Source organism: Endozoicomonas sp. ONNA1 (assembly GCF_024606325.1).
Taxonomy (GTDB): Bacteria; Pseudomonadota; Gammaproteobacteria; order Pseudomonadales; family Endozoicomonadaceae; genus Endozoicomonas_A.
In genome coordinates, this window is record NZ_JAHHPN010000385.1 from 1 (window position 1) to 19032 (window position 19032).

Genomic DNA, 19032 nt, shown 5'->3' on the forward strand with positions numbered 1-19032 from the left:
CTCAATTTCTTGCAATCCTCGCTACGGACGCTTAAGTCCGACAGGCTGCTAGTCCTTATCGACTGAACCCAGAAGGAATTTGCCAATCAACTCTTCCAGAATAACAGCTGACTGGGTATCCTCGAAGCGACCACCGGGTTTGATGTAGTTTGTATCTCCGCCAATACTGATACCAATATATTTCTCACCCAAAAGCCCTGCTGTCACGATGGAGGCGGTGCTGTCGCTGGGTATGTTATCTATATGAGAATCGATTTCCATCTCAACCTTGGCCATATAGGTCTGCTTGTCGAGTTCAACCTTGGTGACTCTGCCAATGATGACACCGGCCAGGGCTACTTTGGCTCTTGGCTTAAGGGTTCCGGTGTTATCAAACATGGCTGTCACGGTGTAGGTTTGCCTGCCGCTTTCCAATGAAAGCCCACTGACTTTTAGTGCCAGTACAACCAGCGCCAGCATCCCGGCCAACATAAAACCGCCGACACTTATCTCTACCGTTCTCATCCGCATCTTAGAGTTCTCCAAACATGACAGCGGTCAAAATAAAATCCAGCCCCAGAATGGCTAGTGAAGAGTAAACAACCGTCCTTGTTGTGGCCCGGCTGACGCCCTCTGAAGTGGGGATGGCATCATACCCCTGGAATACGGCTATCCAGGTCACGACAAAACCAAATACAAGACTTTTGATCAGCCCATTGCCTATATCCGCCACCAGACTGACCGAAGCCTGCATAGTGGCCCAGAAAGAGCCCTCATAAATACCCAGCCAATCCACGCCGACCATCACTGCTCCCAATATACCGACCAGACTGAAAATGGCGGCCAGCAATGGCATGGAGATAACCCCTGCCCAGAATCGCGGAGCAATGACCCGCTTGAGTGGATCAACCCCGATCATTTCCATACTGGACAGTTGTTCCGTAGTTTTCATCAAACCTATTTCAGCCGTCAGGGCAGAGCCTGCTCGTCCGGCGAACAGCAGAGCTGTAACAACCGGCCCCAACTCTCTCAGGAGGCTGAGAGCCACCATCTGCCCCACCGCATCTTCCGAGCCGTATCGAATCAGAATATTGTAACCCTGCAACGCCAATACCATGCCAATAAACAGCCCTGACACAGTAACAATAATCAGCGACATTACGCCGACGCTGTAGAGCTGCTGAACTAATAAGGAGAAGCGTTTACTGAAGCCGGCACGGGAGAAAATAGCCAGCACAAGAAAAATACCTGCCCGACCCACGGATTGAATCTGATCCAGCCCAAAACGACCGAGCTGTGTCACTCTGTCAAGAATACCTGTACTCATCCAGTCCCCCCACCCAACAATACTTCTTTATAATCTGGTGCCGGGTAATGGAATGGCACCGGACCATCGGAAAGCCCATTCATAAACTGCTTAATCCTTGAATCAGTGGAGTTCATCAGACTGTCCGGCTCACCCTGACCAATCAATTCACCGTCGGCTAACAGGTAGAGATAGTCCGAAATGGATGCCGTTTCATGAAGGTCGTGTGATACCACGATACTGGTGATATTCAGTGCTTCGTTCAACATCCTGATCAGTTTGACCAGCACGCCCATAGCTATGGGATCCTGCCCTACAAAGGGCTCGTCGTACATCACCATGGCCGGATCCAGTGCTATAGCTCTGGCCAGTGCCACGCGACGGTTCATCCCACCTGACAGTTCTGCTGGCATCAACGACCACGCCCCCCGCAGCCCCACCGCCTCCAGTTTCATAAACACAATATCCCGAATCATTGGCTCAGCCAGCCTGGTATGAATGCGCAGAGGGAAGGCGACATTTTCAAACACCGACAAATCGGTAAAGAGAGCACCGCTCTGAAAAAGCATGCCCATTTTGCGGCGGGTACGAAACAGCTCTTCACGGGAGAGCAAATCAAGATTCTGGCCATCCACAAAGATCTGTCCGGAGTCAGAGCGAAGTTGACGCCCAATTAAACGCAATAACGTTGTTTTACCGGTACCGGACGGCCCCATAATACCGACCACCTTTCCCCTTGGGATGGTGATATCAACATTTTTGAAAATAGTTCGATCGCCGCGATGGAACGTCAAACCATGGATCTCTATAAAGTTATCACTTGCCTCTGACATTGGAAGGCGATTCCTTGTATATGTATGGACTGCACCAAGCAGTAACCGACACTACCTGACAGCTTACCACTACCCGCCTCTCATTATGACGACTCTCGGCTACTTTTTGAACTATCAGTACGTATCCTTATTAGTATCACGACATCCAAACTGCTTCTTTACTGGCTATTTACTATCTTTTCACTATCAACAGACTTAGACTCAACGATTTCCACTTAAGCCTGGATTGGTTGATCCATGCTAACAAACTCGTCGATCCCGAGAATGACTGCCTCCTTTCCAGATAATGGTTTTTTAACAAAAAAATGGCTAAATAAAATCATCTTGCCGCTTCCAATGTAAAAAAACCATTTCGGCCAGTCGCCCCAAATTAGATAAGAGAATTCCTCCTATGCTCATTGCCCTTGCTGCCATTCTGGTTGGCTTTATTATCCTGACCTGGAGTGCAGACTGTTTTGTTGCAGGTGCTGCTGCCACAGCCAGCAATCTGAACGTGTCAAGAATGTTAATCGGTTTGACAGTGGTCTCTATAGGCACCTCTGCACCTGAAATCCTGGTCTCTCTGACGGCTGCCCTGCAAGGATTCCCGGGGCTGGCAGTGGGCAACGCCATGGGTTCAAACATCGCCAACATAGGTCTGGTTCTGGGTGTTACTGCCCTTATAGCTCCCCTGCCTGTTAAGAAAGCTCTGACAAAAAGGGAAATCCCTCTTCTACTGGTGATCACCATTGTTGCCGGCCTCTGCGTTGCCAATGGTTATCTGGGCAGAATAGATGGCTTGATCCTGCTGGCAGGCCTTGTCATTACCCTCTACCTGTTGATTCACTGGCAGAAACAACACCCGGATGAGTCAGTAGTGGAAGATGAGGAAATTCCAGAACTCTCTCCGGCAAAAGCCTGGTTCATGCTGGGTTCTGGTCTTTTATTATTATTGTGCAGCTCACAGCTGCTGGTATGGGGAGCCACTGAGATCGCCAGGACCTTGGGCATCAGCGATCTGGTGATCGGGCTGACGATTGTCGCCATTGGTACCAGCCTGCCAGAACTGGCTGCTTCCATTACCAGTGCCATAAAAGGCCACCATGATATTGCCTTGGGCAATGTGATCGGCTCTAACACATTTAACCTCCTGGCAGTTCTCTCCATGCCTGGACTGGTAGCTCCCGGAGCACTGGACAAAGCGGTTATACTGCGAGATTATCCCGTCATGCTGGGCATGACGATACTGTTGACCCTGATTTGCCTGATTGGCAGGAAACCTCGACATTTAGGCAGAGTGGCTGGCGTTTTTCTGCTCTCAATATACGCCCTCTACAATGTCTGGCTATTTATTCAGCACTGACTTTCTGAGGCTGGGCTGACTCCGGTCAGCTCTATCATCTAGTGTCTGCGCCACCCCGGCTCCGTGAGTCTGTTAATGCTTACAGTATCGGGATCTGGAAAGAACTGGCCCTACTGCACAGGCTCTACTGCAGCCATCCCGAACTGTTACTGTGGCAAAAGGCACTATAGAATAACCGAGTCACAACTAATCTGTATGCAATATGACTACTGACGAGCCGTTTATCTCAATTGGTCGCCGCACCATTACCATGGAACTGGAAGCCGTTCAGAGCCTGATCGACAGGATCGACAGCAGCTTTGCTAAAGCCTGCCGCGTTATGCTGGAATGCCGTGGTCGGATTATTGTCGTTGGCATGGGCAAGTCGGGACATATTGCCCGTAAACTTGCCGCAACCCTGGCCAGTACCGGTACCCCTGCATATTTTGTACATCCGGGGGAAGCCAGCCACGGAGATATGGGCATGGTCACCCATGAAGACGTGGTTCTGGCTCTCTCCAATTCTGGCGAAACCAGCGAGGTCATTACCCTCCTGCCGCTATTGAAAAGACTCGGCACCCCCCTGATCAGCATGACCGGCAACCCGGATTCGACGCTGGCCAAAGATGCTGAAGCCCATCTCAACACCGGGGTTGAAAAAGAAGCATGCCCTCTTGACCTCGCACCTACCTCCAGCACTACCACAGCTCTGGTAATGGGTGATGCGTTGGCTATAGCTCTGCTAGAAGCCCGTGGATTCACCGCTGAAGATTTTGCTTTTTCTCATCCTGGTGGCTCACTTGGTAAACGGCTGCTTCTTAAAGTAAAAGACATCATGCATATTGGCAGACGGGTACCAGAGGTTCCTTTGGGCACACCAATGAGTGATGCCCTGCTGGAAGTGACTCGCAAAGGACTGGGGATGACTGCCATTGTTGATAACCAACGCCATGTCATTGGCATTTTCACTGACGGTGACCTGCGCCGGGCTCTGGACAAGGGCGTTGACCCCAAATCGACACTGATTGATGAAGTGATGACCGGCCACTGCAAAACTATCAACCCTGAAATCCTTGCGGCTGAAGCCCTGAAGATTATGGATGACCGGAAAATTAACGCACTGATCTGCGTGGATGATGACAATGAATTGATTGGTGCCATCAACATGCACGATTTACTGAAAGCAGGCGTAGTATGATCAGCTCTTCACTGCAGTCCGCTGCTGCCCGTGTTCGTTTGGCCGTTTTCGATGTCGACGGCGTTCTCACTGACGGCAAACTGCTTTTTGGTGAGCATGGCGAATCACTCAAAATATTCAACACTCTGGATGGTCATGGCCTGAAAATGCTCAAGCAGTCAGGTGTAAAAACGGCCATTATCACCGGCCGCCGGTCCGTGTTTGTTGAAAAACGAGCTTCTGACCTGGATGTAGATTTTCTCTATCAGGGCCGTGAAGACAAATTCATCGCCCTACAAGAGTTACTTCAGGATGAGGGTCAGGGTTTGAGCCTGGATGAGGTGGCCTACATCGGTGATGATCTGCCCGATCTTCCGGCCATTCGACAGGTTGGTTTTGGTTGTACTGTTCCAAACGGACACTACTACGTTCGTGAACACTCACCCGCCATCACTTCTAATTATGGAGGCGCAGGTGCAGCCAGAGAATTCTGTGACTTCATCCTCGCAGCCAAAGGCAAGCTGGATACTATGCTGGCCAGTTACCTGAAATAGAGTTAAAAACACCTCAAATGTCGCTGTAATGGCTTTCAGTCAGGCATCTATCGGACTCTGGACAGCGACATTTTTATAATTTGAGCACTATTTGACAATAGTAAAAGACAACCTTTTAACTTCATTTCACAAGGACGATAGTCAATGTCTAGCCTTTGAAAACATTCACCTACAGTCTCTGATGATCAAAAAAAATCATGATAGACTCTACTCATTTACTGCGAGAATGCTGTCGCCTGCAAAAACGGGCCACCATTTTCCTGAACAGCCTTCTTTTGTCGGTATCTGATCATGCAGATTCTGACTGGATTGTGACCCGGAGCCAATGACTTGATGCTCAATCGGAACTTAATGCTGGTTGCTTTTCTGATGCTGACATTGGTCGGCATTGGCTATTGGGCTTATGACAGCAACCTCCACGTGGGGGTTCAGGGAAAACAGCCTCTGGTTCGAGAAAACGCTGACTACTATTTCATCGATACCCAAATCACCCAATACAACGAGGAGGGTGAACTGGATTACACATTGATTTCAGACAGCATCACCCATTACCCGCATAACGATACAACATTGTTGCAGGCCCCCCACCTGGAGAACTTCAGCAACCCCCAAAAACCCATGGTTGCCGATGCCCTTTATGGCAAACTGTTACCCGGCAACGAGGATATAGAGCTCTGGGATCAAGTAGTAATGACCCAGACGGACCTTAACAATAGCAGCCAGGTGCGCATAGACACTGATTTTATGACCATATACTCTGATAAGGGACTGGCAGTGACTGATCGACCGGTACTGATCACCAACGACACTGGACGTACACGTGCCATTGGTATGGAGGCTTTCTACATCGAGAGTCTGGTTAAACTCAAGTCTAGGGTAAGAGGATTTCATGAGCCAAAGCCATGAGCAGGCCAAGCGCCTTGATCCAAATCTGCGGTCAGACAGAAAGAGCCGTCGCAGAGGGATTGCACATTACCTGATGCTGGGAGCCATGGTAATGCTTCCAGTCATGGCACAAGCACTGCCATCAGACCGGCAGAAGCCTATCGAGATCGAATCCAACACAGCAGATATCGATAACAAAAAGGGCATCTCCATCTATATGGGGGATGTTGTGATGGTCCAGGGTACTACCCGGATTACCGGAGACAAGGTGACTGTATACTCTGTCCGGCAAGAAGTTAAGAAGATCGTGGCAGAAGGCTACAAGAAAAGGGCTTACTACGAAGAGCAACAGCCTGATAATCAGGGCATCCTGCAAGCTTGGGGACATACTATCGACTATCAGGTGGCTGGCGATAAGATCCAACTGATCAAACAGGCAAAGTTGACCCGCAAGGGTGATACCTTCACAGGTGAACGTATTGATTACGACCTGTCCAAACAGACTGTGAATGCCAAGGGCAGTGAGAACAAAAGCAGCCCGGATGGTCGGGTCAAAATGATTTACCAGCCCAAACCCGAGAAACAGCAGTAGTACTAGAATCCCATTACACATACTGCTTAATGACTCGACAGGCAACAGACCTGAAAGGTTGTCAGAACAACGACAGCCAACTTTTAAACAGGAAGACAGACTCCGGATGGCAACGCTTAAGGCAGAACATCTCAGCAAAAGCTACAAGGGCAGACAGGTCGTCAAAGACGTTTCCCTGGCTGTCGACAGCGGTCAGATTGTCGGACTTCTTGGCCCCAACGGGGCCGGAAAAACTACCTGCTTTTACATGATTGTAGGTCTCGTAAAAGCAGACGGTGGGCAGGTAGACCTCAGTGGCCAGAATTTAACTCATGAACCTATGCACGGCCGTGCCAGAGCCGGAGTAGGTTACCTGCCACAGGAAGTGTCTATTTTCAGGAAATTGACGGTCACCGACAACCTGCTTTCCATACTGGAAACCCGTTCCGACCTCTCCAGAAAAGATCGCATGGCAAAAATGGAGTCATTACTGGAAGAGTTCAATATCAATCATATCAGGGACAATCCCGGTATGAGTCTTTCTGGTGGCGAAAAACGCAGGGTAGAAATTGCCCGCGCCCTTTGCACTGACCCAAAATTTATTCTGCTTGATGAACCCTTTGCCGGTGTCGACCCCATTTCTGTTGGCGATATCAAGGCGATAATCACTCACTTGAAAGCCCGGGACATCGGAGTCCTGATCACCGATCACAATGTACGGGAAACGCTGGATATCTGCGAGAAGGCCTATATTGTCAGTGAAGGCACTATTATTGCTGAAGGTAATAGTCAGGCCGTCCTGGCTAACCAAAGGGTTCGTGACGTCTATCTCGGACATCAGTTTAGTCTCTGATCATCTCTGGGAGGGTGTCGTCAAAGTAGCGAGCAAAGCTGTTGACCTGGTCTGTTTTCAAACTTTTGTTCTCAGTGTTTCATGGCTGTCGTGATGAATCCACTTTCCCGAAGCTTCAGATGTGATTATAATCGCGAGACATGGAGAGTAGCCCAATCAAAATAATGAGCACGCACTGAGAAATAACTGTCAGGGGCTGATGGCATTAAATCCGCCCCCTCAGTGCAGACCCCGAAGTAAAGGTATACCGTTGCCCTATGAAGCCATCCTTACAGCTAAAAATGGGCCAGCAGCTGACCATGACACCTCAGCTGCAACAGGCCATAAGGCTTCTACAACTTTCCACTCTGGATCTTCAGCAGGAAATCCAGGAAGCTCTTGAATCCAACCCGATGTTGGAGTCTGAAGAGTCTGTCGAAGAACCATCTGTATCCCTCGATGAAGGGGAGCAGCCTGTTGACTTCAGTGAAAAAGCGGAGCAGCCTCCTGAACCGGAAGAGCCTGAGTGGGCCGATAGCATTCCCAATGACCTGCCCGTTGACTCCGGATGGGATGATATCTACTCCAGCCTGCCCGCCTCAGTCGATGAAGAACATGACCCTTTTGCTCGCTCCCGCGCTGCTGAGTCCCTTCAGGACTATCTGGAATGGCAGTTAAACCTGACTCCCATGACAGATAGAGACAGGCTAATGGGCCTGGCTGTGATAGAAGCCACTAACAATGATGGCTACCTGACCCACCCCCTGCAAGATATTTATCTGTCACTGCAGGAGCAGATAGAGGAACTCGCGTTTGAAGAATTGCAGGTCATGCAACGACGGATTCTTCACTTTGACCCGGTGGGTTGCGCCAGTGCCAATCTGAAAGAATGCCTCGAAGTTCAACTCAATCAACTGCCAAAAGAAACCCACTTCCTCAGAGAAGCACGCCTTCTGATCCAGAATCATCTACCGGCACTGGGTAGTCGTGACTACGCTCAGATCATGCGGCGTACCCGCCTCAAAGAACATCAACTCAGAGAAGCCCTTCATCTGGTTCAGAGCCTCAATCCCAGACCCGGAGCCGAAATCGGTCAGGCACAGACAGAATACGTCACCCCTGATATTTCAGTCACCAAAATCAAGGACCGCTGGGCGGTTGAGCTGAACTCAGAGTCCCTGCCCAGGCTTCGCATCAACAACAATTACGCCTCAATGGTACAGCGTGCCAATAACAGTCGTGACAATGTATTTATGAAGAACCAGCTGCAGGAAGCCCGCTGGTTTCTGAAAAACCTCCAGAGTCGTAACGAAACCCTGCTAAAAGTTGCCGGCAAGATTGTTGAATTTCAGAAAGAGTTTCTGGAGCTGGGTGAACAGGCTATGAAGCCTCTGGTGTTGGCCGACATCGCTCAGGCGGTGGATATGCACGAATCCACCATTTCCAGGGTCACTACCCAGAAATATATGCACACCCCAAGAGGCGTGTTTGAACTGAAATACTTTTTCTCCAGCCACGTCAGCACAGACTCTGGCGGTGAGTGCTCTTCAACAGCCATCAGAGCTTTGATTAAGAAACTGGTATCCGATGAAAACCCAAAAAAACCACTGAGCGATAACAAAATTGCCGGTTTGCTGGGTGAGCAGGGAATTAAAGTGGCCAGAAGGACCATCGCCAAATATCGCGAATCGATGAACATTCCACCATCGAATGAACGCAAGCAACTTATCTGAGCTTTCAGCGGTTGAGGTAAACGGCCCTTATACCACAAATCGCCCCTTAGGTTTTTTGTCTCAGAACAACGCCAACTGTCATTGACAGTGATAGACTTTCAATCAGGGCTGCCCGTAAAATCCCGGGGGCAGTCCAATGTCAAGAATCGGGATCAGCAGGAGAGCGTTACATGCAAGTCAACATCAGTGGACATCATGTAGAGGTGACTGAGGCTCTGAAAGATTATGTCACCAAGAAACTCGACCGCCTTGCCGCCCACTTTGATCAGATCACTAACGTTCAGGTCACCCTGAGTGTTGAGAAATTGAAGCACAAAGTGGAAGCGACTCTGCACGTTCGCGGGGCGGATATCAATGCAACCGCTGAGGCTGAAGATATGTACGCTGCTATTGACGACATGTCGGACAAACTGGACCGACAACTGGTAAAACACAAAGAGAAGACGCTTGACCGGCTACAGGGTGCCAGTGGCCGCCTGTAAGCATCGATCGTTGTATGATTATCAAAAACATTCTTACCCCCGGGCGCACCCTATGTGATGTGCAGGGGGCCAGCAAAAAGAAAGTCCTGGAAATTGTCGCGGAAATCATCTGTGAACATGTTCCCGCCATAAACACCAAGGATCTGTTTAACAAGCTGATTAACAGAGAGCGACTCGGTACCACCGGTTTAGGCAAAGGAATAGCCCTGCCTCACTGTCGCTCCAGTGCCTGTCAACATCCCACCGGACTTCTGATCAAACTGTCCGAACCCGTTGATTTTGATTCTGTGGATAAACAACCGGTCGATCTGGTGTTCGCACTCATTGTTCCGGAAGAAAATACACAGGAGCATCTCAATATACTGCAGGCTGTGGCTGAACGCTTTCAATCAGAAATATTGCTGAGCCAGATGCGAGCAGCAAAAAACCCCAAAGCGCTGTATAACATCATCTGCAGCCCTGTTTAACAGGTAAATAAAAAACATTTTGCATGCCCATCTGGAAACGGAGGCGGGCAAAATGTTTTTTGGCCTGCAAGAACCCTGTTGACTTCCTTCACTATCGTGACTTGAAACCTATTTATCCTTCAAAAATGCATGGATAGAAATATCCGGACTATGCTTGAAATAAAAGAAAGCGACTGGTTCTAATCTCATTGGGTTTTGATAGACTTGCCCCACTCGGAATCAGGTGAGAAGCCTGTTTGCACAGTCAAACAATCGGGAAGGACACTCCATGAAGTTGGTCATCATCAGCGGACGTTCAGGCTCTGGCAAAAGTTCCGCGCTTCACGCCCTTGAAGATGAAGGCTTTTACTGTGTAGACAACTTGCCTGCCAGCATGTTGAACGAATTGCCGACCAATCTCAAAAGCAATCTGCTCGAACCTCACCGCATGGCTGTCAGTTTGGATGTTCGTAATGTACCCGGCGCTCTGGAACGCTTTCCGGCATTGTTGGAAAATTTGAAAAAACAGGAGGTTGAGTGTCAGGTCATCTTTCTGGACGCAGACAGCGACACCCTGATGAAGCGGTACAGCTCGACACGCCGTCGCCACCCTCTCAGCAATGATGAGCGTTCTCTGAAAGAAGCGATCAATCTGGAAAAGAAACTGCTGGCTCCTCTGGCTGAAGAAGCCGACATAAGGCTGGACACTTCACCACTGTCTGTCCATGAAATCAGAGAACAAATAAGACAGCGAATATGCGGCGCCACGAGCAAGAGTATGACGCTGATGATCCAGTCGTTTGGCTTCAAGCACGGCATGCCGATTGATGCTGACTTTGTTTTTGATGTTCGCTGTTTACCTAATCCTTTCTGGATTGAAGCGTTAAGATCTTACACAGGCCAAGATAAGCCCGTTAAAGATTTTCTGGCGGCTGAACCCATGGTAAATGAGATGTTTGAAGATCTCTGCAGATTCGTGGAAAAATGGTTACCGAGGTTCGAATCCGGACAGCGCAGTTATATGACGATTGCAATCGGGTGTACCGGCGGGCAGCACCGCTCCGTATTTATCAGTGAAAAACTGAGCGAGTGGCTCAAGGAACGTTTTGACTGTGTTCAGGTCAGACATCGGGAGCTTTCAAAATAATGATCCAGAAGCAGATCACCATTATTAATAAACTCGGTCTCCATGCACGGGCAGCATCTAAATTTGTTTCCACAACTTCGGCTTTCACCAGTCAGGTGAAAGTGGGCTTCGACGGCCGTGAGGTGGATGGAAAAAGTATCATGGCCGTCATGATGCTGGCGGCAGGAAAAGGCTCTGTCCTTGATTTAACATTTGAAGGCCATGATGAAGAAGAGGCCTGTACAGCGTTGTGCAATCTGATCAATGATTTTTTTGAAGAGGGTGAATAATCATCCTTTTCACCATTAAATCTCTGTTTATACTGGTATCTCAAATTGCCTCGCTTGAAAGCGAAAGCTTGTCAGGCACAAAGCAAACGAACAATGACATGCGAAATGACTGAGCCTGACAATCAGACTGGATAGTTGTAGAACAGAAAGTCAACACTCAGTCATTTCTGCCAAAAAAGCCGGGCACGCATCTATGGTACAACAGCTACAACTGAGTATCGGAGACAAGGCATTTCAGGAACTCAACGAGGCCCTTGAACACGGCGTTTCTCCCGAACTCAGGCGTATGCTGAATGGTCTTCCGGCTCCGGATGCGGCTCACTTGCTCGAATCGTCCCCCCCCAAACTTCGCAGCCTTCTCTGGCGCCTGATTGATCGAGAGATGGAAGGCGACGTATTACAGGAACTGAGTGACGAAGTCCGACAGTTTTTCCTGGACAGGATGAACGTGGCAGAGCTGAAAGTGATTACCGAAGGTCAGGACGTGGATGACATAGCAGACCTCCTGCAACAACTGCCCGACACCATCACCCGAAAAGTACTGGATTCCATGGACAGTCAGGATCGGCAAAGGGTAGAAGCCGTCCTCTCTTATCCGGAAGACACAGCCGGCGGACTGATGAATACCGATGTCATCACCATTCGGCCCAGCAGCACTCTCGATGTTGTGCTCCGTTACCTCAGGCGTCATAAGGATATTCCGGAAATGACTGACAGCCTGTTTGTCGTCAACCGCAGAGACGAATACATAGGGGCACTACCCCTGTCAGTACTCCTGACAACAGCCCCTTCAGCCACAGTATTTGAAGTAATGCAGACCGATCTGCAACCCATCGCTGCCAATATGGAAGACAGCCAGGTGGCTCAATTGTTTGAACGGCAGGATCTGGTGTCAGCACCGGTGGTGTCTGAGCAGGGACAGCTACTGGGCCGTATTACGATTGACGACGTGGTGGATGTTATCCGGGAAGAGGCCGAACACTCCATGATGAGCATGGCAGGTCTGGATGACGATGAAGATACCTTTGCCCCCGCACTGAAAACGGCCCGTCGGCGCGCTGTCTGGCTGGGCATCAACCTGATAACAGCCTTTATTGCCGCCTCTGTTATTGGCATGTTTCAGGCCACCATCGATAAGGTCGTTGCACTGGCTGTCCTGATGCCAATTGTTGCAGGAATGGGCGGCAATGCTGGCGGACAGGCTCTGACTCTGGTGATTCGGGGCATGGCGCTGGGTCAGATCAGTAGAACCAACCTGCGGTGGCTACTCAGTCGCGAACTAATGGCAGGATTTCTCAATGGTATTCTCTGGGCCGCTCTGGTTTCCCTGATCGCTTATTTATGGTTCCATGACCCCATCATTGCTCTGGTGATCGCCTGTGCCATGATCATCAATCTCAGTACTGCCGTCATCGTCGGTGCCAGCCTTCCCGTTATTCTCAAATCCATAAATATTGACCCTGCACTGGCTGGCACCATAATACTGACGACAGTATCGGATGTCGTTGGCTTTCTCTCCTTTCTGGGACTGGCTACCTTGTTTTATAGTTAACATTCCAGACTGTTGGATAGCAGACTGCACCGTAGTAGCCTGATCAGCTACTTATTTATTCACCTGCCAGAGTCATCTCACTGATCAGAATCGAACCGGTTTGAATCCCCCCTCTGCGATCATAATCATTCCCTGCAGCAGCCATATTCATAAACATATCTTTCAGGTTTCCAGCGATAGTCACTTCAGAAACAGGGTGCTGTATTTCGCCATGTTCAACCCAGTAGCCTCCTGCACCTCTTGAGTAATCGCCGGTGACAGTATTCACTCCCTGCCCCATCAACTCAGTCACTAGTAAACCCGTTCCCATCTGTTTCAATAGCTCATCCCTGCCGCCTGCATTGCAGTCCAGAAACAGGTTATTGACACCTCCGGCATTAGCGGTACTCTCCATTCCCAGCTTGCGGGCAGAATAAGTACTCAGGAGATAACTGGCCAGAACCCCATCAGAGATAAAGTCCTTGGCCCGAGTAGCTAAACCGTCATTATCAAAACTGGCCGAACCCAGTGCCTTTTTCAGGTGCGGCTGCTCATGGATACGCACCCAGTCAGGAAATATCTGTTGACCCAGATGATCCAGCAGGAATGAAGCTCGGCGATAAAGACTGCCACCACTAATGCCTTCCAACAGGTGGGATACAATACCTGAGGCCACTTCTGCCGCAAACAGGACAGGTACCTGCCCCGTGGGGACTTTTCTGGCACCCAGTCGGGCTAGTGTTCTTTCCGCCGCCTTTTGACCTACATCCGAAGCAGACTCCAGATCGTTACCATCACGAGCGACGGTGTACCAATAATCTCTCTGCATTTCACCGGCTTTTTCACCAATCAGAACACAACTTAAACTATGACGACTGGAAATGTAACTGCCAATAAAGCCATGACTGTTACCATAGACACGACATCCCTGGTGGGTACCTACATTGGCACCGTCAGAATTTTTGATTTTGCTACTGAACATTCTGCCAGCTTCTTCGCACTTCAAAGCCAGCTCTATGGCTTCTTCTGCATCGATCCCCCAAGGGTGGTACAGGTCCAGATCTGGCAGTTCAGTCGCCATTAACTCAGCATCAGCAAGCCCGGCACAAGGGTCTTCCGAGGCGTAGCCGGCAATATCGCAAGCTGCCTTCACAGTCTCTCTGATGGCTTCAGATGAACTGTCTGAAGTACTGGCTGATCCTTTTTTCTTTCCCTGATAAACGGTGATACCAAAACCCTGATCACGGTTAAACTCGACCGTTTCAACATCCCCCATTCTGATACCTACCGAGAGGCCTGCGTCCAGACTGACACCGACTTCACAGGCATCTGCCCCCTGACGTCGCGCTTCGTCCAGAATATCACTGACCAGTGTCTTCAGGCGATCCTCTTCAGAGCGGGGATCCAGTACAGCGTTGGTTTTATCACCCATGAACTTCCTGCCTTCCAGAATTATTCGTGTAAGTCCTATTGTGCCGTGCCCGGCTGCAAATGCCCATAGCCAAAGAAAAACAAAACATTAACGATGAATGAGCTGTCCGGACGCTACCATCATTGGCCGGGAAAAGGAGTAACAGCCTTCTCCGCTCATGGCTGAATGTCAATAACTGGAGTAAAATGCAGGCATCTCTTTAGATAGACCCGAATCATGTCAGATCAAGACCCCTACGAATTTGAAGACGACGTTGAAGAAATCATTTACGTCAGCAAATCCGAGCTCAAACGTGATATGGACGAGCTCAAGGCCATGGGTGCCCGTTTAATGGATATGAAGCCAGCCACGCTGGACAAGCTGCCTCTGAATGAGCGCCTCAGGGAAGCACTGGATGAGAGCAAGCGAATTAAAAGCAATAATGCCCGCAAACGGCATTTAGGCTTCATTGGTAAATTGATGCGAGACCAGGAGCTGGAACCGATCCAGAAATTTCTCGACAGCCTGGACTCCACGAGCGAGGAATACAATCGTCGCTTTCACCAATTGGAACGCTGGCGTGACCGCCTGATCAATGAAGGGCATGAGGTTCTCACCGAGTACCTCGACAAATACCCTGACGCCGATCATCAGCACATACGACAACTGGTACGTAACGCCCAAAAGGAAGCCACAAAGGAGAAACCACCCGCGGCTTCCAGAAAACTGTTCAAATACTTGAGAGAAGTAGACGAAGAACACTGCTCTTAAGTAACAACAGAGTGTCAGTCGGCACTCTGTTAACGTATCAAGGAAGGGTTATCCGTAAACACTCCATCAACACCCCATCCTCTTAATCGATCAGCCGTATCCTTTTCGTTAACGGTGTAGCAATACAACTCATAACCTGCGGCTTTGATTTCATGCGCCTTTTTTTCTCTAAGTTTTTTGGCATTCAGATGAATCGTCTTAGCATCAACCTGTCTGGCTTTATGTTTCCAGTTTCGAGGCAACGATTCGAAAAGACAACCGATCCTGCTGTCAGCTTTTGCCCGATACAAGAGCAGAGCCTTATGATTAAAGCTGGATACCAGCAGTTGATCCTCAGGAAAGCAAACTGCCTCCAACACAGCTACCACTTCCTCAATCAGAAGTTTTAAATCGCAACGATTGGGTTTCAACTCAAGATTCAGGCTCAGCTTCAGTTCCTTGATCAAAGTCAGTGTTTCATTCAGTGTTGGCACCTTTTCACCGGTGAACGCTTCTGAAAACCAGCTTCCGGCATCCAGAGTAGCCACCTGATCCAGGCTCATTCTCTTCAAATGCCCGCGTCCTGAAGTGGTTCTGCTCATTGTTGGATCATGAAACATCACCGCTGAGCCATCTCCCAGCAGGGTCACATCCAGCTCTATCCATTTCAGCCCCAAATCGGCTGCTTTCTGAATGCCAGCCAAAGTATTCTCTGGAGCCAAAGCGGCTGCACCTCGATGCCCGATCACTGAGTCCATGAACATATGCTTATCTCTTCAATGCCCGCTGATTAACTTGTCTACTATTATGCTTATTTTCGTGGCAAAAAACCGTATGCAACATGGAAGATTGTTATCAGGGGTATAACGATGCGAGAAGCGCTACTCAGTATTGATGTGGGCACAGCCAGTTTGCGAGCTGCTCTGGTCAACACAAAGGGAAAGATACTGGCAAAGAACATCCAGAAACTAAAGCTCTGGCAGACCTCTGGTATAATGGAACAGTCTTCTGATGACATATATGGCTGTCTCGTTAACTCTATCAGAAAGCTGATTGAGCAATATCACCAGCCAGTGTCTATAAAAGGGATTGGCATTGACGCTACCGCATCCCAGGTTTTACTCAATCACGATCTGGAGCCTCTTCACCTGCCCGGCAATCCGGAAGCCAATATTCTTGGCTGGATGGATCATCGTTCACAACCTCAGTCCCTAATCATTAACAAACAATTCGAATCAGCCTCTGGCCGGAATGCGCCCGCTAAACAAATTCCTGAAATGTGTCTTTCCAAAATGCTCTGGCTCAAGCAGGAACAACCTGAATTATGGTCACAATGCGGGTTAATTCTCGATCTTTATGACTTCATCACCTGGAAGCTCACCGGAGTCATCACCCGAACACCATGCTCCAAGGTCACCTGCGAACCAAAAGAAATACTCAAGGCCCTGAATATTAACAATCCTGAATTGAGACGGGGAGAATTACTTTCACCATGCTCCCCGGTTCCCGGAGGCTTGAGTAACGCTTCAGCAGAAGCAACAGGACTGCCAGCAGGCACAACGGTTGCCACTGGAATGGTTGATGGCTTAGGTGGCAGTCTCGCAGCTCTTGGGCCAATTCATCCGGAAAAAGACAACAGCAGTCTGGAAAGCAGACTCAGCATGGTCGTAGGTACCTCGACAATTTATGTAGCCAGTAGCCGTTCTGCAAGAACCATTGAAGGTGTCTGGGGGCCTATGCCTTCAGCTCTTGAAGGCTTTTACCACAACATAGTTGGACAATCAGCAGCGGGAGCATTGATTGAGCATCTGTTAACCAGCCATCCTTCCTATGCTAAAGCTTTGAATGAATCGAAAAAAAACCACAAGAGCATTTACTCATACCTCAACACTGTTCTGAAAAACATGGCCGGGGACACGCAGAAGCTATCCTTGCTAACTTACGACATTCATCTTTTACCTTATTTCGCCGGTAACCGCTGCCCCAGAATGGATATGAGCCTGAAAGGGATGATGACAGGGCTGAGCCTCGATCAAAGCATTGATAGTCTGGCCCTGACTTACCTGGCCTGTATTCAGGCCATTGCATTGGAAGCCAGACACAACATCGAACGACTTACCCAAAATGGCTACTGCTTCAGCGAACTCCGACCCTGTGGCGGTCTAGCCAAAAATACACTGTTTGTTCAGGAGCATGTCAACATAACAGGTATACGAGCCAAAATGCCTCAGGAACCCGACTGTATGCTGTTAGCAGGCGCCTTATTATCTTCTGTCGCATGTGGAACATACGCTTCTCTGGAAGAAGCGATTCAGGCTATGAGTCAGCAAAAGGAAACACTATACCCTGACACATCGCTTGCAGCATATTGCGACAAAAAATACAGGATTTATCTTGAACTGTATGAGGATCAGAAGAAGTACAACAGGATGATGAGTGGCGAGTTCAGAAACAGAAAAGGCCTGACTTAAAAATCAGACCTTTTTGAAACTGGGGTGGACGATGGGGTTCGAACCCACGACCACCGGAATCACAATCCGGGGCTCTACCAACTGAGCTACGCCCACCACTTCGACGCTTCGGGAAAAAGATGCCATCCCCGAAGACGCGGCTGATTATAAGGAAACCCTACTTCCTTGCAAGCAAAAAATAGCACTTCTGGTAAAAACCGAAATCTTTTTGTCCCGTCGGCTTGAAATAATCCGGATACCCTCCACTCTTGAAAGCAGGGTTTTCCAGAGACCTTTAAGTTTGGTACGTCGATCTGCTGTCATGATCAAACTTCATTTAAAATAAGGGCATTAAAACAGGAGACTTTGATGGTTTTGTTTTTTTTGGGGGGGCGATTTAGGTTTACATATCGCTGATATGTTGTACGGGTTTTCTCTGTGATGGGCTATCCCGTCACAATTCACTGTATAAACAAAAAGGCCCACAAATTTCTTGGTGGGCCTTTTTGTTTATTTAACGCCTGACAGTGACCTACTCTCACATGGGGAAGCCCCACACTACCATCGGCGATGCATCGTTTCACTTCCGAGTTCGGGATGGGATCGGGTGGTTCCAATACTCTGTGGCTATCAGGCAAAACTGGTTTGCTTCAAAGATTACTGATCGACTCGAAGCTAAAACACTGCCATATTTTCAGCGTTTTCAAAATAAGGTGCCTGGCGATGACCTACTCTCACATGGGGAAACCCCACACTACCATCGGCGATCTGTCGTTTCACTTCCGAGTTCGGGATGGGATCGGGTGGTTCCAACACTCTATGGTCACCAGGCAAAACTGGTCGAGCCGTTGGCTCTTGAGCTGGAAGCTTGAAGCTGGAGGCTTGAAGCTGTTTCTCGAAAGCCGAAGGCTCTGGAATCCAAATCTCGTTTAAGCTGTGTTGTCTATTCTTGCTCAACACTCTCGTGCATGGCTCCTTGAAACTTGTCTCTTGACACTAGTTTCTAGATCGCTTTGGCGTTATATGGTCAAGCCTCTCGAGTCATTAGTACGGGTTAGCTCAACGCCTCACAACGCTTACACACCCCGCCTATCAACGTCATAGTCTTTAACGTCTCTTATGGGCCTTAAGGCCAGGGAAGTCTCATCTTGAAGGGGGCTTCCCGCTTAGATGCTTTCAGCGGTTATCCCGTCCGAACTTAGCTACCGGGCAATGCGTCTGGCGACACAACCCGAACACCAGTGGTTCGTCCACTCCGGTCCTCTCGTACTAGGAGCAGCTCTCCTCAAACTTCCAACGTCCACGGCAGATAGGGACCGAACTGTCTCACGACGTTCTAAACCCAGCTCGCGTAC

Annotated in this window: 19 protein-coding genes, 1 tRNA gene and 3 rRNA genes; 14 read left to right on the plus strand and 9 right to left on the minus strand. The window is 49.2% G+C overall.

The genetic code is table 11. The annotated features are described in order from the left end of the window. Positions 1-48: 48 nt before the first annotated feature. The 3 genes from mlaD to KDK19_RS08845 are packed head-to-tail and all read right to left on the minus strand — an operon-like array spanning position 49 to position 2118. A complete protein-coding gene (gene mlaD / locus KDK19_RS08835) occupies positions 49-510 on the minus strand; it encodes an outer membrane lipid asymmetry maintenance protein MlaD (protein ID WP_257254233.1) in 462 nt (153 codons plus the stop codon). 1 nt (position 511) lies between these two features. Continuing rightward, a complete protein-coding gene (gene mlaE, locus KDK19_RS08840; protein ID WP_257254232.1) occupies positions 512-1306 on the minus strand; it encodes a lipid asymmetry maintenance ABC transporter permease subunit MlaE in 795 nt (264 codons plus the stop codon). Continuing rightward, the gene (locus KDK19_RS08845) at positions 1303-2118 is read right to left on the minus strand and encodes an ATP-binding cassette domain-containing protein (protein ID WP_257254230.1); all 816 of its coding nucleotides are present in this window, start codon (positions 2116-2118) and stop codon (positions 1303-1305) included. The genes mlaE and KDK19_RS08845 overlap by 4 nt, the downstream gene beginning before the upstream one ends. Positions 2119-2509: 391 nt before the next feature. Between KDK19_RS08845 and KDK19_RS08850 the strand changes: the two genes are divergently transcribed. The 12 genes from KDK19_RS08850 to mgtE all read left to right on the plus strand — a co-directional run bounded on the left by KDK19_RS08850 (position 2510) and on the right by mgtE (position 13087). Further along, positions 2510-3460, plus strand: a complete 951-nt coding sequence (locus KDK19_RS08850; RefSeq protein WP_257282335.1) for a calcium/sodium antiporter — start codon at positions 2510-2512, stop codon at positions 3458-3460. 202 nt (positions 3461-3662) lie between these two features. Continuing rightward, the gene (locus tag KDK19_RS08855; protein WP_257282336.1) at positions 3663-4637 is read left to right on the plus strand and encodes a KpsF/GutQ family sugar-phosphate isomerase; all 975 of its coding nucleotides are present in this window, start codon (positions 3663-3665) and stop codon (positions 4635-4637) included. Next, a complete protein-coding gene (locus KDK19_RS08860; protein WP_257282337.1) occupies positions 4634-5170 on the plus strand; it encodes an HAD family hydrolase in 537 nt (178 codons plus the stop codon). The genes KDK19_RS08855 and KDK19_RS08860 overlap by 4 nt, the downstream gene beginning before the upstream one ends. A 333-nt stretch (positions 5171-5503) precedes the next feature. Then, on the plus strand, positions 5504-6076 hold the full coding sequence (lptC, locus tag KDK19_RS08865) for an LPS export ABC transporter periplasmic protein LptC (protein WP_257252646.1): 573 nt from the start codon (positions 5504-5506) through the stop codon (positions 6074-6076). Next, positions 6060-6647 carry a lipopolysaccharide transport periplasmic protein LptA gene (gene lptA, locus KDK19_RS08870; protein WP_257282338.1) on the plus strand — a complete coding sequence of 196 codons (588 nt, stop codon included), beginning with the start codon at positions 6060-6062 and terminating at the stop codon, positions 6645-6647. Before lptC ends, lptA begins: the two co-directional genes overlap by 17 nt. A 106-nt stretch (positions 6648-6753) precedes the next feature. Further along, a complete protein-coding gene (lptB, locus tag KDK19_RS08875; RefSeq protein ID WP_257282339.1) occupies positions 6754-7479 on the plus strand; it encodes an LPS export ABC transporter ATP-binding protein in 726 nt (241 codons plus the stop codon). Between the two features lie 257 nt (positions 7480-7736). After that, positions 7737-9191: an RNA polymerase factor sigma-54 gene (locus KDK19_RS08880; RefSeq protein ID WP_257282340.1), complete on the plus strand. Its 1455-nt coding sequence runs from the start codon at positions 7737-7739 to the stop codon at positions 9189-9191. A gap of 170 nt (positions 9192-9361) precedes the next feature. Beyond that, positions 9362-9673 (plus strand): ribosome-associated translation inhibitor RaiA, encoded by a 312-nt coding sequence (gene raiA / locus KDK19_RS08885; protein WP_257253920.1) that lies wholly within the window; start codon positions 9362-9364, stop codon positions 9671-9673. Between the two features lie 14 nt (positions 9674-9687). Next, on the plus strand, positions 9688-10140 hold the full coding sequence (locus tag KDK19_RS08890) for a PTS sugar transporter subunit IIA (protein WP_257253917.1): 453 nt from the start codon (positions 9688-9690) through the stop codon (positions 10138-10140). A 268-nt stretch (positions 10141-10408) separates the two neighbouring features. Then, positions 10409-11266 (plus strand): RNase adapter RapZ, encoded by an 858-nt coding sequence (gene rapZ, locus KDK19_RS08895; RefSeq protein WP_257291763.1) that lies wholly within the window; start codon positions 10409-10411, stop codon positions 11264-11266. Then, complete coding sequence (locus KDK19_RS08900; protein ID WP_257253913.1) at positions 11266-11535, plus strand: HPr family phosphocarrier protein; 270 nt, start codon at positions 11266-11268, stop codon at positions 11533-11535. The genes rapZ and KDK19_RS08900 overlap by 1 nt, the downstream gene beginning before the upstream one ends. A gap of 193 nt (positions 11536-11728) precedes the next feature. Further along, entirely contained in the window at positions 11729-13087 is a 1359-nt protein-coding gene (mgtE, locus tag KDK19_RS08905) for a magnesium transporter (RefSeq protein ID WP_257253912.1), read from the plus strand. Between the two features lie 55 nt (positions 13088-13142). On the opposite strand, the gene pmbA is transcribed toward mgtE, so the two are convergent. Further along, entirely contained in the window at positions 13143-14498 is a 1356-nt protein-coding gene (gene pmbA, locus KDK19_RS08910; protein WP_257291764.1) for a metalloprotease PmbA, read from the minus strand. Between the two features lie 216 nt (positions 14499-14714). On the opposite strand from pmbA, the gene yjgA reads away from it, so the two are divergent. Then, on the plus strand, positions 14715-15248 hold the full coding sequence (gene yjgA, locus KDK19_RS08915; protein WP_257253910.1) for a ribosome biogenesis factor YjgA: 534 nt from the start codon (positions 14715-14717) through the stop codon (positions 15246-15248). 29 nt (positions 15249-15277) lie between these two features. Here yjgA and KDK19_RS08920 read toward each other — a convergent pair whose 3' ends face one another. Beyond that, positions 15278-15991 carry a glycerophosphoryl diester phosphodiesterase gene (locus KDK19_RS08920; protein WP_257275033.1) on the minus strand — a complete coding sequence of 238 codons (714 nt, stop codon included), beginning with the start codon at positions 15989-15991 and terminating at the stop codon, positions 15278-15280. 105 nt (positions 15992-16096) lie between these two features. Between KDK19_RS08920 and KDK19_RS08925 the strand changes: the two genes are divergently transcribed. Further along, a complete protein-coding gene (locus KDK19_RS08925; RefSeq protein ID WP_257291765.1) occupies positions 16097-17698 on the plus strand; it encodes an FGGY-family carbohydrate kinase in 1602 nt (533 codons plus the stop codon). A 20-nt stretch (positions 17699-17718) separates the two neighbouring features. Here the strand turns inward: KDK19_RS08925 and KDK19_RS08930 are convergent. The 4 genes from KDK19_RS08930 to KDK19_RS08945 all read right to left on the minus strand — a co-directional run. Continuing rightward, positions 17719-17794: transfer RNA gene (locus KDK19_RS08930), tRNA-His, on the minus strand. Between the two features lie 402 nt (positions 17795-18196). Then, a 5S ribosomal RNA gene (gene rrf / locus KDK19_RS08935) occupies positions 18197-18312 on the minus strand. A gap of 80 nt (positions 18313-18392) precedes the next feature. Beyond that, positions 18393-18508: ribosomal RNA gene (gene rrf, locus KDK19_RS08940) — 5S ribosomal RNA — on the minus strand. Positions 18509-18700: 192 nt separating this feature from the next. Further along, positions 18701-19032, minus strand: a 23S ribosomal RNA gene (locus tag KDK19_RS08945); the annotation flags it as partial.

Bases quoted from the DNA above. Each gene is read 5' to 3' on its own strand.
- mlaD (WP_257254233.1), bottom strand. From the start codon at position 510: ATGCGGATGAGAACGGTAGAGATAAGTGTCGGCGGTTTTATGTTGGCC.
- mlaE (WP_257254232.1), bottom strand. From the start codon at position 1,306: ATGAGTACAGGTATTCTTGACAGAGTGACACAGCTCGGTCGTTTTGGG.
- KDK19_RS08845 (WP_257254230.1), bottom strand. From the start codon at position 2,118: ATGTCAGAGGCAAGTGATAACTTTATAGAGATCCATGGTTTGACGTTC.
- KDK19_RS08850 (WP_257282335.1), top strand. From the start codon at position 2,510: ATGCTCATTGCCCTTGCTGCCATTCTGGTTGGCTTTATTATCCTGACC.
- KDK19_RS08855 (WP_257282336.1), top strand. From the start codon at position 3,663: ATGACTACTGACGAGCCGTTTATCTCAATTGGTCGCCGCACCATTACC.
- KDK19_RS08860 (WP_257282337.1), top strand. From the start codon at position 4,634: ATGATCAGCTCTTCACTGCAGTCCGCTGCTGCCCGTGTTCGTTTGGCC.
- lptC (WP_257252646.1), top strand. From the start codon at position 5,504: ATGCTCAATCGGAACTTAATGCTGGTTGCTTTTCTGATGCTGACATTG.
- lptA (WP_257282338.1), top strand. From the start codon at position 6,060: ATGAGCCAAAGCCATGAGCAGGCCAAGCGCCTTGATCCAAATCTGCGG.
- lptB (WP_257282339.1), top strand. From the start codon at position 6,754: ATGGCAACGCTTAAGGCAGAACATCTCAGCAAAAGCTACAAGGGCAGA.
- KDK19_RS08880 (WP_257282340.1), top strand. From the start codon at position 7,737: ATGAAGCCATCCTTACAGCTAAAAATGGGCCAGCAGCTGACCATGACA.
- raiA (WP_257253920.1), top strand. From the start codon at position 9,362: ATGCAAGTCAACATCAGTGGACATCATGTAGAGGTGACTGAGGCTCTG.
- KDK19_RS08890 (WP_257253917.1), top strand. From the start codon at position 9,688: ATGATTATCAAAAACATTCTTACCCCCGGGCGCACCCTATGTGATGTG.
- rapZ (WP_257291763.1), top strand. From the start codon at position 10,409: ATGAAGTTGGTCATCATCAGCGGACGTTCAGGCTCTGGCAAAAGTTCC.
- KDK19_RS08900 (WP_257253913.1), top strand. From the start codon at position 11,266: ATGATCCAGAAGCAGATCACCATTATTAATAAACTCGGTCTCCATGCA.
- mgtE (WP_257253912.1), top strand. From the start codon at position 11,729: ATGGTACAACAGCTACAACTGAGTATCGGAGACAAGGCATTTCAGGAA.
- pmbA (WP_257291764.1), bottom strand. From the start codon at position 14,498: ATGGGTGATAAAACCAACGCTGTACTGGATCCCCGCTCTGAAGAGGAT.
- yjgA (WP_257253910.1), top strand. From the start codon at position 14,715: ATGTCAGATCAAGACCCCTACGAATTTGAAGACGACGTTGAAGAAATC.
- KDK19_RS08920 (WP_257275033.1), bottom strand. From the start codon at position 15,991: ATGTTCATGGACTCAGTGATCGGGCATCGAGGTGCAGCCGCTTTGGCT.
- KDK19_RS08925 (WP_257291765.1), top strand. From the start codon at position 16,097: ATGCGAGAAGCGCTACTCAGTATTGATGTGGGCACAGCCAGTTTGCGA.